A 13,236-nucleotide genomic window follows, 5' to 3' on the forward strand; every position below is an offset into this window, starting at 1 on the left:
TGACCTCGCGGACGGCTGGTGGCGGGCCCGCCGCGGGGGTTATCCCGCCACAGCATCCGCGGCGGGGCGCAGCGAGGTGCGTGGTGGCCGCTGGCCTGAGACGGCCCCCCGTGCGGCCGGGGTCTTCGCCGAGTTCGCCGAGGATGCTGCTGCCGCCGGGGGCAGCGCCGCCGCGTCGTGCTGGGCCGTGTCGAGGCGCTGCCCGAGGATCTCCCGCAGGAAGAGGCCGGTGTGGCTCTCCGCGGCCGCGGCGACCGTCTCGGGCGGCCCCTCGGCGACCACCCGGCCGCCGCCGGTGCCGCCCTCCGGCCCCATGTCGATGATCCAGTCAGCGGTCTTGATGACGTCCAGGTTGTGCTCGATGACGATCACCGTGTTGCCGGCGTCCACCAGCCGGCCGAGGACCCCGAGCAGCTTGCGGATGTCCTCGAAGTGCAGCCCGGTGGTGGGCTCGTCCAGGACGTAGACGGTGCGCCCGGTGGAGCGTCGCTGGAGTTCGGCGGCGAGCTTGACCCGCTGCGCCTCGCCGCCGGACAGCGTCGGCGCCGGCTGCCCGAGGCGGACGTAGCCCAGGCCCACGTCGTCGAGGGTGCGTAGATGCCGGGCGATCGCGGGGACGGCGGCGAAGAACTCCGCGGCCTCCTCGATCGGCATGTCGAGGACCTCGGCGATGCTGCGGTTCTTGTAGTGGACCTCCAACGTCTCCCGGTTGTACCGGGCGCCCTGGCAGACCTCGCACGGCACGTACACGTCCGGCAGGAAGTTCATCTCGATCTTGATGGTACCGTCGCCGGCGCAGGCCTCGCACCGGCCGCCCTTGACGTTGAACGAGAAGCGCCCGGGCAGGTAGCCGCGGACCTTGGCCTCGGTGGTCTCGGCGAACAGCCGCCGGATGTGGTCGAAGACACCGGTGTAGGTGGCCGGGTTCGAGCGCGGGGTGCGCCCGATCGGCGACTGGTCGACCCGGACGGCCTTGTCGAGATGCTCGACACCGGTGACGGTGCGGTGCCGGCCCGGCACCTCCCGGGCGCCGTTGAGCCTGTTCGCGAGCACCGTGGCCAGGATGTCGTTGACCAGCGTCGACTTGCCCGAGCCGGAGACGCCGGTGACCGCGACGAAGCAGCCGAGCGGGAACGACACCGTCACCTCGCGCAGGTTGTGCTCCCGGGCGGCGTGGACGGTCAGCGCCCGGCCCCTGGCCGGCGGACGCCGGATGCCGGGCACCGGGATCTCCCGGCGGCCGGACAGGTACGCCCCGGTCAGCGAGGCCTCCGCGGACAGCAGCGCGTCCACCGAGCCGGAGACGACGACCTTCCCGCCGTGCTCCCCGGCGCCGGGGCCGATGTCGACGACCCAGTCGGCGGCCCGGATCGTGTCCTCGTCGTGCTCGACGACGATCAGGGTGTTGCCGAGGTCCCGCAGCCGTACCAGGGTCTGGATGAGGCGGCGGTTGTCCCGCTGGTGCAGCCCGATCGAGGGCTCGTCGAGCACGTAGAGGACGCCGACCAGCCCGGAGCCGATCTGGGTGGCGAGCCGGATCCGCTGCGCCTCACCGCCGGCCAGGGTGCCGGCGGCCCGGTCCAGCGAGAGGTAGTCGAGGCCGACGTCGAGCAGGAACGCCAGCCGCGCGTCGATCTCCTTGAGCACCCGGCCGGCGATCGTGCGCTCCCGCTCGGTGAGCTCGAGGGTGCGCAGGAACGCGGCGCACTCCCCGATGGCCATGCCGGCGATCTCGGCGATCGACCGGCCGCCCAGCGTCACCGCCAGCGATTCGGGCTTGAGCCGGGCGCCGCGGCAGGCCGAGCAGGCGACATCGCGCATGTAGCCCTCGTAGCGCTCCCGGCTGCTGTCGGACTCGGCCTCGCGGTGGCGGCGCTGGAGGAAGGCGACGACGCCCTCGAAGGCCGTGTAGTACTGGCGGGAGCGGCCGTAGCGGTTGGTGTAGGAGACCTGGACCTCGGTCTCGCCCCGCCCGTACAGCACCGCCTTGCGGGCCCGTTCCGGCAGCCCCTCCCAGGGGATGTCCATCCGGAAGCCGAGGTCGGCGGCGAGGGCCTCGAGCAGCCGGGTGAAGTACTCCTTGTTGTGGCCGGCCGACCAGGGGGCGACCGCGCCGGCCGCCAGCGACAGCGACGGGTCGGGGACGACCAGGTCGGGGTCGACCTCCTTGCGGGTGCCCAGGCCCGAGCACTGCGCGCAGGCGCCGTACGGGGAGTTGAAGGAGAACGACCGCGGCTCGAGCTCCTCGAACGACAGGTCGTCGTAGAGGCAGGCCAGGTGCTCGGAGTACATCCGCTCCCGGTCGGGGCCGGCGGGGTCCCGGTCGACGAAGTCGATCAGCGCCAGGCCGCCGCCGAGGCCGAGGGCGGTCTCGACGGAGTCCGTCAGCCGCTGTTTGGCGGACGCCTTCACCGCCAGCCGGTCGACCACCACCTCGATGGTGTGCTTGCGCTGCTTCTCCAGCTTCGGCACGTCGGTGAGCGCGTGGACGCCGCCGTCGACGCGTACCCGGGCGAAGCCCTTGGCCTGCAGCTCCGCGAACAGGTCGACGTACTCGCCCTTGCGCCCCCGCACGAGGGGGGCCAGCACCTGGAACCGGGTGCCCGCGGGCAGCTCGAGCAGGCGGTCGACGATCTGCTGCGGGGTCTGCCGGGAGATCGGCCGGCCGCATGTCGGGCAGTGCGGCCGGCCCGCCCGCGCGAACAGCAGCCGCAGGTAGTCGTACACCTCGGTGATCGTCCCGACGGTGGAGCGGGGGTTGCGCGAGGTCGACTTCTGGTCGATGGAGACCGCCGGTGACAGGCCCTCGATGAAGTCGACGTCGGGCTTGTCCATCTGGCCGAGGAACTGGCGGGCGTAGGCCGACAGCGACTCGACGTACCGCCGCTGCCCCTCGGCGAAGATCGTGTCGAACGCGAGGCTGGACTTGCCCGAACCCGACAGGCCGGTGAAGACGATCAGCGAGTCCCGCGGCAGGTCGAGGTCGACGTCACGCAGGTTGTGCTCTCGCGCGCCGCGCACGACGAGACGGTCTGCCATCGTGGGAATCCTTCGCGCTCTGCTCTTGAGGATGGGGCTCTCGAGTACGGGACCAGGCTCGGGGCCAGGCCAAGCGTGGGGCTTGGGACCAGGGACCGGCCGTGCCACGGCCGGACGTGGCATCCGCCGCGCCTGCCATGCTACGGACCGGCTCCGACAGTTCCGGAACGGAGGATGCCGGAGCGCAGGATGATGAAACCCGCACAACCGACAGCCGGCGAGGGATGATGGGACACGAGATCAACGGCGACGGCTACACCGGCGCGGTACGTGTCGGTGGGCCGGCGGACGTCCGGACGCTGCCCGGACTGGTCATTTCCAAGGTCGCGGTCGGCCCGATGGACAACAACGCCTACCTGCTGCGATGTGCCGCGACGGGCGAACAGCTCCTGATCGACGCCGCGAACGAGCCCGGCACGCTGCTGGCCCTCGCCGGCGACGGCGGCCTTGCGACCGTGGTGACCAGCCATCGCCACGGCGACCACGTGCAGGCGCTGTCCGCGGTGGTCGCGGCCACCGGCGCGCGCACGGTGGCGCATCCCGACGACGCCGGCGCCATCCCGGTGGCGACCACGGCCCTGGTGCGCGACGGCGACGAGGTGACCGTCGGCGAGGTCACCCTGCGGGTCATCCACCTGGTCGGGCACACCGCCGGCTCCATCGCGCTGCTCCACGGCGCCGGCACCGCGGCGCCGCACCTGTTCACCGGCGACTGCCTGTTCCCCGGCGGCCCGGGCGCCACGTTCGGGGATCCCGTCGCGTTCAGATCCCTCATGGACGACCTGGAGAGCAAGGTCTTCGGCCCGCTGCCCGACACCACCTGGATCTACCCGGGGCACGGCCACGACACCATCCTCGGCGCGGAACGCCCCCACCTCGCCGAATGGCGTGCCCGCGGCTGGTGACCGGCCACCCCGCCTTCGGCGAACGAGAATCGGTGGTGTGGCGGAACCGGACCGGGGGGCGGGCCAGGCGTTCGCGGGCAGGACCCCGTGGCCGGGCGGCCGGTCGCCGCTGCGGGAGTTCCTGCGCACCGAGACCGGCGGTGCCGCGGTCCTGCTGGCGGCGACGCTCGCCGCCCTGATCTGGGTGAACGTCGCCGCCGCGTCGTACGAGACGGTCTGGGGAACCGAGCTGTCGATCGGGATCGGCCGCTGGGGCGTCGCGCAGGACCTGCGGGAATGGGTCACCAACGGGCTGATGGCGCTTTTCTTCTTCGTCGTCGGGCTGGAGACCCGGCGCGAGTTCGACATAGGCGAACTGCGGGAACGACGCCGCCTCGCCCTGCCCGTCATGGCCTGTCTGGCCGGGATGGCCGTACCCGTCCTGATCTACCTGGCGGTCAACGCGGGGGAACCGTCCGCGCGCGGCTGGGGGATCACGATGTCCACCGACACCGCCTTCGCCCTGGGTGTGCTCGCCGTCGTCGGGCCACGCTTCCCCGAGCGGCTGCGGACGTTCCTCCTGACGCTCACCGTCGTCGACGACGTCGTCGCACTCGTCGTCATCGCCGTCTTCTACAGCGAGGACGTCGTCTGGGGCGCGCTCGCCACCGGGCTCGGCATCTTCGCGGTGATACTCGCGGCGCGGGCGGCGGGCATGCGCTCCGGTGCGGGATACGCCGCGCTGGGGCTCGCGGCCTGGGCCGCGCTGTTGCGCTCCGGGATCGACCCGATCGTCATCGGGCTCGCGATGGGCCTGCTGACCTACGCCCACCCGGCGGGGCGCGGCGACCTGGAGCGCGCCACCGACCTGTTCCTGTCGTTCCGCGAGCAGCCGACACCGGAACTCGCCCGCAGGGCCCGGGTCGGCGTCTGGTACGCGATCTCGCCGAACGACCGCCTCCAGCAGATCTTCCACCCGTGGACGAGCTACCTTGTCGTCCCGCTGTTCGCGCTGGCGAACGCCGGGGTCGAGATCAGCGGCGACGTCCTCGGCCGCGCGCTGCACTCACCCGTGACGCTCGGCGTCGTCGCCGGCTACCTGCTCGGCAAACCGGTGGGCATCGTCGGCTCGGTGTGGCTGGTCAGGGCGGTCACCCACGGCCGGGTGCGCCTGCCCGTCGGCTGGGACGCGATCACCGGTGCCGGGGTGCTCGCCGGGATCGGCTTCACCGTGCCGCTGCTGATCGCGACGATGGCGTTCACCGGCGAGCGCCTCGCGGAGGCGAAGATCGGTATTCTGATGGCGGCGCTCGCCGCGTCCGTGCTCTCCTGGATCGTCTTCCAGGTGGCGGGCATGTTGCCGGCGCGGATGCGGGCCCGCGCCGAACGCGGCGTATCCGAGGTCATCATCGACCTCGCCGAGCCCGTCGACCCGGGGCGCGACCGGATCCGGGGGCCGCTCGACGCCCCGGTGACCCTCGTCGAATACGGCGACTTCGAGTGTCCCTACTGCGGCCGGGCCGAGGCCGTCGTCCGCGAGCTGCTCGCGGATTTCGGCGATCTGCGCTATGTCTGGCGGCACCTGCCGCTGACGAAGGTGCACCCCCATGCCGAGTACGCGGCCATCGCGGTCGAGGCCGCGGCCGAGCAGGGCGCGTTCTGGGAGATGCACGACCTGCTCTTCGATCACCAGTCGGCCCTCACGGTCAGAGATCTGCTGCGGTACGCGGGCGAGCTGGGGCTCGACCTCGAGCGGTTCCGGGCCGACCTGCGCGCCAGGGCCGGTGCCGACCGGGTCGAGCGCGACATCGCCTCCGCCGACGTCAGCGACGTCTCGGGAACACCGACGTTCTTCATCAACGGCCGGCGCCACCACGGCGCCTACGACGCCGCGACCCTCACCCTGGCCATAACGGCCGCCCGCCAGACAGCCAGGCAGTGACGAACAGTGACGGAAAGCCCGGAGCGGCCGTAGGAGCGGCCGTAACCGCAGCCAGCCCAGCCACTGTCGCCTCGGACACAGAGACGGGCCCTTCACCATGCCGTTGCGGCAGAGTATCCAACCGGAGCGGAGCATCCTCCAGGCGGGCCCGTGGACGGGCCGCGCGGGCGGTGGGTGCGACACTCGGGCGGTCTCGGGGCGCCTGTGGCGGCCCGGGGAACTAGCCTGGTGGCCATGTCCGCATCCCGGCTGATCCGTATTGGTACCCGTTCCTCCCCGATGGCCCTTGCCCAGGCCGAGCGGGTCCGCGCGGAGCTGACAGCCCGCAGTCCCGGTCTCACCGCCGAGATCGTGCCCATCACCACCAGCGGGGACAGGTGGACGGGCCCGCTGTCCGCGCTCGGTGGCAAGGGCGCCTTCACCAAGGAGGTCGACGAGGCACTGCTCGCCGGCCGCGCCGATCTCGCCGTGCACTGTATGAAGGACGTCCCCGGGGACCGCCCGGTCCCGGCCGGCACCGTCTTCGCTGCCTACCTGCCCCGGGACGACATCCGCGACGCCCTGATCCACCCCGGCGGCCGCACCCTGGACGAGCTGCCCGTCGGCGCCCGGGTCGGTACCTCCGCCGTGCGCCGGATCGCCCAGCTCGCCCAGTCCCACCCGCATCTGGAGACCGTGCCGATCCGCGGCAACGCCAACACCCGGCTGGCCCGGCTGGACGCCGGCGCGGCCGACGCGCTGCTGCTGGCCGTCTCCGGCCTGGAACGCATCGGCCAGGCGGGCCGCATCACCGAGATCCTCTCGGTGGAGGCGATGTGCCCGCCGATCGGCGCCGGCGTGCTCGGCCTGCAGTGCCGCGAGGACGACACCGACACCGCCGAGCTCGTCGCCGGCATGGACGACCTCGACGCCCGGCGGCAGGTCAGCGCCGAGCGCATGCTCCTGCACGTCCTGCAGGGCCACTGCAACTCGCCGATCGCCGGGCACGCCCACACCGAGCCCGACGGGCGGCTGTCCCTGCGGGCGAAGGTGTTCAGCCCCGACGGCAAGACCGTCCTGGACGCCCACGAGTGGGGCCCCGGCGCGGACCCGACGACCCTGGGGGCGTCGGTCGCGGTGGCGCTGCTCCGCCAGGGCGCCCAGGACCTCCTGAACGCCATCCCGCACTGAACGGACCGGAAGGAGAGGCCCGTTCAGTGCGGCCGCCGGGCCGCGGGCCCGGCGGTCAGGTGCCGAGCTCGCCTCGCTGCCATGCCCGCACCCGGCTGATCGTCCCGATCGCGCGGGTCCCGGCGGCGTGCGGGCGGACCGCGCCGATCCACCGGTCGGCCTTCGCCGACAGCGCCCCGGTACGGCGGCGCAGCGAGATGGTGACGGCCTCCTCGACGAGTTCGGCCGACCGTTCCAGGTCGAGGCGCCCACCGCTGAGGACGAGCGCGGTGGCCAGCGTGAAGCGGACACCTGACGACCAGCCGGGCATGTCGACCGCGTCGAAGACAGGCACACAGCACCGGTAGAGACTCTCGGCACGGCGGACCCGGCCGACGAGCGCGTTCGCGGTCAGCGCCCGCTCCTTGGCGTCCGCCGGATGGTAGCTGGTGAAGAACAGCCCGGGCATGCCCTGCTCGGCGGCGGGCAGCGCGCCGGCCGCCGCCAGGGCGTCGTCGGTCTGCTGCTCGACGATGTCCGGGTGCGCTCCGGCCAGCGCGTTGGCCTGTACCTGCCGGGCCAGCAGCGCGGCGGCGACAGGGCCCTCGGGACAGCGCCGCAGCCCGTCCATGATCATTTGCAGGGCCTCCGTGGGCCGGCCCGCCTCCATCGCGATCGCAGCCTGCTTCCGGCGGGCCGAACCGATCATGATCCGGTCGTGGGACGCCACCGCCATCCGGTAGGCGCTGTCGGCGATACGTTGCGCCGTGTGCAGGTCGCCGGCCATGGCGGCCAGGTCCGAGCGGGTGATGGCGATCCTGGCGGCGAGCCCGTCGAACACCATGGCCTGCGTCCGGCTCGGGTTGCGGCCGGCGCGCAGCGCCGCGGCCCTGGACTCGATGGCCCGGGCGATCTCGCTGGACTCCGCCGGCGGGCGCATGTTCACCTCGACGAGGAGCACGCCGAGCTCCTCGTCGAGCTCGTGCACTCCTGACTCGAAGTCGTCACTGAACGGCGGGGTCACAGGATCTCCGGCAGGAACGGCTGGCCTCCCGTGCGGGAGCCTGGAGCCGTCCACGCGGACGTCCGCCTCCTGTGCGCCTGCAGCGTCCGGCTGCGGCACCGGCTTGTCCAAGAGTCGTTACTCCTTGTGTCTGACAGTGATGTCATAGGTGCGATAGCGACCGGACAAGCCTCCCATGAGTGAACTATTGGGCGCCAAAACAATCATCTGATCTTGCGGATAGCACCGGTTGCACAATAAAGATCAAATTGCAGAGAGGTGTCGTCAACAATGTTGACTACACTGTAGTCTCCCTGAGAAGATCCCGGCAGGACGCCGACACGGCCGATCCCGGACAGTCCAGGCCCGCCTCGACCGGGCCGCCCGATCCCGAAGGAAGACGCCACGGCGATGGAGACCGCGCAGCCCCGCCACACCCGCACCCCTCGCGGCACGCTGTCCCGGCAGCTCCTCCTCGACACCGCGATGGAGATCGTCGACATCGGCGGGGTCGGCGGCTTCAGCATGCGGGCCCTGGGCGCGCGCCTGAACATCGACCCGACCGCCGTCTACCGGCACTTCCGGACCAAGAACGAGCTGCTGGAGGCGCTCGCCGACCGGGTCGTGCGCGGCGACGAGCCCCTCCCCCACACCGGCGATCCCCGGGCCGACCTCAGGGAGACCTTCGCGCAGCTGCGCGGATCGCTGCTGCGGCATCCGACGCTCGCGCCCATCGTGCTGCGCCGCCCGCCCGGCGGGGAGGCCAGCTGGGAACGGACCAACCACGCGATCGGCCTGCTACGGGAGGCGGGCCTGCCCGACCGCCAGGCCTCCGACGCCTACACGACCCTGCTCTTCTACACGCTCGGGCACGCCCTGACCGAGGCCCGGCACACCGCGGCGACCATCGCCAGAAAAGGACCGGACGCCACCGTGACACCGATCACCGCGATCGCTTCGTCAGCGTCCCGCTATCCACACCTCGCCGCGGCCGCCGACCATCTCGCCACGGACATGCAGGAGCAGTTCCACGACGGCATCACCCTCATCCTGTCCGCCCTGGCGATCTGACCGGGCCTCCTGCCGGGCCTCCCGGCGGATCAGCGGCGGTATCCGGACCGGCCGGCAGGCCCGGATCGTCCGGGCTGTCCGACAGCGACGGGACCCAGCGCAGGCGGACGAGCTGGCGGGCCGCGGTGACAGCCTGGTCGGCGTACCGCTCGTAGTACCGGGACAGCAAGGCGAGGTCCACCGCCTGCTGGATGCCGTGGGGCCAGCCGGGGTCGGTGAGGGCGGCCATCAGCCGCCGGTGGATGCGGTCGATGGGCTCGTCGCCCGCGGTGACCTGCCAGGCGGCGGCCGCCGGGTCGTCGGCGCAGATCGCGGTGGCCAGGCTGCTCGCCTGCTCGGCGCACAGCCGGCCGAGCTGGCTGAGGGTGGGACGCAGCCCGACCGGGACCACGACGGCGGGTGCCCGCAGGTCGGCGGTGGCGGCGATGTGGCCGGCGAGCTCGGCCATCCGCTGCACCGCCGCGGCGGTGCGCAGCCCGGCCACGACCAGGTGCAGGTCCCCGGCGACCGGGTTCTGCCGGGCCAGCAGCAGCACCAGGTCCTCGTCGAGGTCCTGACAGCAGTCACGCAGGCAGGCCACCGCGGCGTGCACACCGGCGGTGTCGGCCCGCCCGGTCACCGCGGTGGTCGCGTCGAGGACGATCTGACTGGTCTGCTCGGCAAGGTCACCCAGCATGATCCGCAGACGCCGCAGCGCCTCCGTGTACTCCAGTCGGCGCGGTTCGGGAACGTCCATACCCCCCATCGTCCACTGTGTGCCCGCATACATACAGCCGCACACGCACAGTCGTCGCGGTATCCGCCCGCCACGATCCGAGTCACTCCGAGGAGCCACCCGATCGGTCACGAAGAGCAACCATGCTCAGCGTGCGGCGTAGCCACCCGCAGTCCCGCTACAACCACGGCTCCCGGAGACGGGACGGCCAAGCCAAAAAAACAAAATCAAAACACTGGTTGAACAACCATCGGACGCCTGAAACCGTGAAGCACGGCAAAGCACACCAGAAGCAGGTGCCCACCCACCGGACGACAGCCGGCCAGTCAAAAACCGCGCGACCGTTTCTCCGCACCGTCGGCCTCCACCGAATCGACAGGGACGATCCGCCGGGCCGGGCCGGGCCGGAACCGGTATCCGGTGCGCTACGTGGCATAGTGCTGACCATGGGAATGATACGGGGGAGTCATGATTCCGTTTTTTGACGGCGTAGGCGCTGTTCTCACCCTGCTCCACTCCCTCGCCGTCGATCCCGCGCGACGCCGGTCGGCGCCACTGGTATGCCTGGTCGCCGGCCCGGACAGCGGCCCCTGGCTCACCGAGGTGCGCCAGCGCGTACGCTGGTCCCCGTCGCCGGTGATCCCGCGCGCCTATCTCGACCTGGCGCCGGAAGGCCGCCGGCACTCGACTTCTCCGCCCCTTCCCAGGCCGGACGGCCAGCCGCATGTACTGCCGGTGCTCCAGGCACTCGCCGACCAGCTGGAAACGCAGACGTCCGGCCTGGGATGCCGTTTCCGTACGTACGTGTTCGCGGACTGGCTGACCCGGCAGCAACTCGCTCCTCTTCCCCCTGGCAAAACCCGGAAAGAGGTACTCGGCGAACGCCTGCGGGCCAAGCTCGCGGGCGCCCACAACGGCGCCAACCCACTGCTGGACGGCCTGTCCGGCCTGACCCGGCTGCTGCTGGCCGTGCTCATCATCGTCGGGCCGAGGGCCCGGTTCCGGCTCTGGCAGTCCGGATATATTCCCGTGCCAGGCCTGGTCCGCACCCGCTGGTTCATGAGACAGCGGCTGTTTCCCGCGGAGAACGGGGAGGGATTCGCTTCTTTCGCCGTCCGTCTCGCCGCGGACACCCACCGCGTTCCCGAGGAGGAGGCCCAGCGGGAACATCTGCTGGTCGACGCCTTTCTCCACGACCTGCGGGCCGTCTACCGGCGCCGGTTCTGGCGGCTATGGGCGTGGCGGCGCACCGCCCGGGTCCTGGCTCTCATCGACAACATCGCCGACGACCCGCAGGGCGAGCGGCTCCTGGACATGATCATCACCGTCCGCGACAGCACCCGGAAGAACGACCCCCTCCTGCTGGTCGCCGGCTACCAGGCCGACACCATCCCGCAGCCGCCCCCGCAGCCTCTCCTGTCCGCCGCCAACGCGGCGGACGCGCTCGACGCCTGGAACACTGCCGAGCCACCCAGCGGCGCGGACTGGCGGCTGTGGCTACGGATACCCGCCTTCGCGTCAGCACCGCCGTCCGAGGAGACGGTCGGACCACATGCCAGGGGATGGGGGCAGCACCTGTCCGCGCCAAAGCCTCCGCTATGGGCGCGCCGATGGGCGCTGCGTTCGCTCGCGGTCGTGCTCCTGGCGGCCGTGGTCCTCGGGATTCTCCGGTACGGCACCCACGTATTCGATCATGACGGCTGCTGGTCGCGAACGGGTGTCTCGGTGTCCTGGGTCAACGGCCAGTGCGTCGGCTACAGCGACGGCAGCTACCGGTTCAACGCCGGGAGAAAATCGATTTCCGGCGACCGTCTGCTCGCCGTGCAACAGGAGATCGCTAGGCAGAACCGGTGCGCGGTGAAACTCGCCGCTCTGTCACCGGGTAATATTCCGTACACGCTCATGACGCTGGTCTACTTTGCCGGCCTCACCGGGGAGACCGAAACCGACTGGACCGCGGCACAGGTCGCGGAGCTGGAAGGGCTGTTGACCTGGCAGCACACGCTGAACCAGAAACAGGACATTCCGGAGTGCGGGACGTTAGGAGCTGATTCGTCCGTCCCGAGGATGGCGCTGCGCGTCCTCATCGCCAACGGCGGCAGTCACATGAGGTACGCCGACCTGGTAGCGCGCGATCATCTCGTGCCGCTGGCCGCCCGTCCCCGGGAAAAAGTGCTCGGCGTCATCGGCATGGACCGGAGCAACATGGACACCGGCCGGGCCGTCGCCACACTCGGGAACGCCCGTATACCCGTGATCGCCACCACCCTGTCCGGGGACGCCATGGAGATCTTCTCACCGTCCTACTTCCAGATGGTGCCGAACAACCGGCGGGAGGCCCAGCTCGCCACCGCCTATGCCAAGAAAGCACAGCAGGGAATCAGCGTGTACTACCCACGGTCGCCTGGTGATCCCCGCGGCCAGGAGGGGGACCCGGCCGTGGACGACCTCTACGTCTCCACCCTGGTGCAGGACGTCAGGAACGAGGCCACCCGGGCCGGGCTCCGCTACGAACCGCACGGCTGGGGACCCGGGGAGAACACACCGGACTGGTTCCGTGAGCGGTGCGCGGGCGAGAACCAGAGCAATCTGCTCTTCTTCGCCGGCCGGTACAACGACTTCCCCGGCTTCCTCGACGGTATGCGCGCCTGCCTGGACCGGGTCCTCGCCGACGACTCGGTGTCGCGGTACGTGGTCCAGGCGGCAGGACAGTGGAACAACACGACCGCCTTCCGCTTCGTGTCAAAAGGCGCTCCCGTGGTGCTCGCCGGCAAGAAGTGCCTCGACGGGACCCTGACCCAGGGCCTGTTTGTGAGCAGGTCGCTGGAGGACTTCTGTCACCGCCTGAAGAGCATGTACGAGGCGACCGGGAGGGCCCAGCACCAGACACTGTGGGCGGACGAGCGGATCGGCATCTCCTACGATGCCGCCAAGCTGTTCGTCGACATGGTCACCAAGAATACGGCGATCGACAGGACAGGCATCGAGAAGCAGCTGCGGCAGGACTCCCCCACGTCGTGCGAGGACGTGAAGAACTTTCCGGCGACCGCGTGGCCGGGAGCAACCGGATGCAACGACTTCAACGCCTCCCAGATAGCGCAGAGCAAACAGCTGACCGTGATCTACATCGATCTCTCCTGGAAGGAGCTCCCCCCGTACGACCCGTCGAACCAGAACCGGCAGGCCACCGGCGGGCAGCCGTGCCAGTTCGTCATCAGCGGCCGGGAGCCGAAAACCAGCGACGACTGCCTCACGCTCGACAAGTGGCCGCTCTACCCCACCGCAGGCGGTTGACGGCATGGAACATCCCGGCCCCGCTCCCAACGCACATCCACCGGCAACTTTCAAGATCAAATATGGCGCCAGGAGTCGTCAACAGCGTTGACTACGGCGTGGGCAAAGGAAAAGGACCCCGAACGGGCGGGGTCGGGTG

At 70.9% G+C, this 13,236-nt stretch carries 8 protein-coding genes; 5 read left to right on the forward strand and 3 right to left on the reverse strand.

Annotated features, from left to right (window positions below; genetic code table 11):
• Positions 1-39: 39 nt before the first annotated feature.
• On the reverse strand, positions 40-3,039 hold the full coding sequence (uvrA, locus tag AC5LUJ_RS06640) for an excinuclease ABC subunit UvrA (RefSeq protein ID WP_250285111.1): 3,000 nt from the start codon (positions 3,037-3,039) through the stop codon (positions 40-42).
• 227 nt (positions 3,040-3,266) lie between these two features.
• On the opposite strand from uvrA, the gene AC5LUJ_RS06645 reads away from it, so the two are divergent.
• The 3 genes from AC5LUJ_RS06645 (at position 3,267) to hemC (ending at position 7,035) form a co-directional block, all read left to right on the forward strand.
• Positions 3,267-3,944 carry an MBL fold metallo-hydrolase gene (locus AC5LUJ_RS06645; RefSeq protein ID WP_250285115.1) on the forward strand — a complete coding sequence of 226 codons (678 nt, stop codon included), beginning with the start codon at positions 3,267-3,269 and terminating at the stop codon, positions 3,942-3,944.
• Between the two features lie 37 nt (positions 3,945-3,981).
• Complete coding sequence (nhaA, locus tag AC5LUJ_RS06650) at positions 3,982-5,865, forward strand: Na+/H+ antiporter NhaA (protein ID WP_250285110.1); 1,884 nt, start codon at positions 3,982-3,984, stop codon at positions 5,863-5,865.
• 234 nt (positions 5,866-6,099) lie between these two features.
• On the forward strand, positions 6,100-7,035 hold the full coding sequence (hemC, locus tag AC5LUJ_RS06655; protein WP_250285114.1) for a hydroxymethylbilane synthase: 936 nt from the start codon (positions 6,100-6,102) through the stop codon (positions 7,033-7,035).
• A gap of 55 nt (positions 7,036-7,090) precedes the next feature.
• On the opposite strand, the gene AC5LUJ_RS06660 is transcribed toward hemC, so the two are convergent.
• On the reverse strand, positions 7,091-8,038 hold the full coding sequence (locus AC5LUJ_RS06660; protein ID WP_250285109.1) for a hypothetical protein: 948 nt from the start codon (positions 8,036-8,038) through the stop codon (positions 7,091-7,093).
• Positions 8,039-8,428: 390 nt separating this feature from the next.
• Here AC5LUJ_RS06660 and AC5LUJ_RS06665 point away from each other — a divergent pair, with 390 nt between their 5' ends.
• Positions 8,429-9,088: a TetR/AcrR family transcriptional regulator gene (locus tag AC5LUJ_RS06665; protein WP_250285108.1), complete on the forward strand. Its 660-nt coding sequence runs from the start codon at positions 8,429-8,431 to the stop codon at positions 9,086-9,088.
• Here AC5LUJ_RS06665 and AC5LUJ_RS06670 read toward each other — a convergent pair.
• Positions 9,063-9,824: a phosphate signaling complex PhoU family protein gene (locus AC5LUJ_RS06670; RefSeq protein WP_250285107.1), complete on the reverse strand. Its 762-nt coding sequence runs from the start codon at positions 9,822-9,824 to the stop codon at positions 9,063-9,065. The two genes, AC5LUJ_RS06665 and AC5LUJ_RS06670, sit on opposite strands and share 26 nt — an antisense overlap.
• 447 nt (positions 9,825-10,271) lie before the next feature.
• Here AC5LUJ_RS06670 and AC5LUJ_RS06675 point away from each other — a divergent pair, with 447 nt between their 5' ends.
• Positions 10,272-13,097 (forward strand): type 1 periplasmic-binding domain-containing protein, encoded by a 2,826-nt coding sequence (locus AC5LUJ_RS06675; RefSeq protein WP_250291171.1) that lies wholly within the window; start codon positions 10,272-10,274, stop codon positions 13,095-13,097.
• The last annotated feature ends 139 nt before the right edge of the window (positions 13,098-13,236 follow it).

It is taken from the genome of Protofrankia sp. CiP1_Cm_nod3 (assembly GCF_982290655.1).

Bases quoted from the DNA above. Each gene is read 5' to 3' on its own strand.
- uvrA (WP_250285111.1), bottom strand. From the start codon at position 3,039: ATGGCAGACCGTCTCGTCGTGCGCGGCGCGCGAGAGCACAACCTGCGT.
- AC5LUJ_RS06645 (WP_250285115.1), top strand. From the start codon at position 3,267: ATGGGACACGAGATCAACGGCGACGGCTACACCGGCGCGGTACGTGTC.
- hemC (WP_250285114.1), top strand. From the start codon at position 6,100: ATGTCCGCATCCCGGCTGATCCGTATTGGTACCCGTTCCTCCCCGATG.
- AC5LUJ_RS06665 (WP_250285108.1), top strand. From the start codon at position 8,429: ATGGAGACCGCGCAGCCCCGCCACACCCGCACCCCTCGCGGCACGCTG.
- AC5LUJ_RS06670 (WP_250285107.1), bottom strand. From the start codon at position 9,824: ATGGACGTTCCCGAACCGCGCCGACTGGAGTACACGGAGGCGCTGCGG.
- AC5LUJ_RS06675 (WP_250291171.1), top strand. From the start codon at position 10,272: ATGATTCCGTTTTTTGACGGCGTAGGCGCTGTTCTCACCCTGCTCCAC.